Raw genomic sequence first — 751 nt, forward strand, 5'->3', positions numbered from 1 at the left:
AGGCAGCACTGCTCCTCACCAACCGGTACGACGGCATCGACCTCCCCGGCGACGACTGCCGACTCGTCGTGCTCGCGGGCCTGCCCGCCCGAGGAGACCTGCAGGAACGCTTCCTGCACGAATCACTCGGCGCCCTGGAGGTCCTTCAGGAGCGCATCCGTGCGCGCATCGTGCAGGGCTCAGGCCGGGCCACCCGCAGCAACAAGGACTGGCCGGCCGTCATGGTGCTCGGTCGATCCCTGACGTCGTACCTGTCCGGCCCGGACGTCCAAGCGGCGCTGCACACGGAAGTCCACGCCGAAGTCGAGTTCGGCCGGACAAACAGCTTGGGCACCACCTCCAGCGAGATGCTCGACAACCTCGAGGTCTTCCGCAGGCATGAGCAGGACTGGGCTGAGGTCGACACCCACATCGCCTCCCAGCGCGAGCAGTACACCCGTACCGTCGCCCCCAGCGCCCGTGAGCTGCACAACGCAGCCAGGCACGAGGTCGCGGTCTGGGAAGCAATCTGGAACAACCAATGGGACTGGGCCCTGACCGCCGTCCAGCGTGTCCTCGACGAGCTCAAGGGCTCGCGAACACCCCAACGCTATGCCGCGCTGTGGAACTACCTCGGGTACAGCATCGCTGAACGTCTCGCACAGCAGAGCGGGGACTCCTCACACCGGGACACCGGGGCCCGCTACTACCGCGAACTCCAACGTAAGGCCCAGACCAGCAGCTTCCTCGCTCACCTCGCTTCCCCCAGCGA

General features: G+C 66.8%; 1 protein-coding gene. It reads left to right on the forward strand.

What is annotated here, in order from left to right; genetic code table 11:
- Positions 1-751, forward strand: a 751-nt coding sequence (locus tag CCN39_RS50570; protein ID WP_208630712.1) for a P-loop NTPase family protein, incomplete at both ends; no start/stop codon positions are given.

Source organism: Amycolatopsis kentuckyensis (genome assembly GCF_002155975.1).
Taxonomy (GTDB): Bacteria; Actinomycetota; Actinomycetes; order Mycobacteriales; family Pseudonocardiaceae; genus Amycolatopsis; species Amycolatopsis kentuckyensis.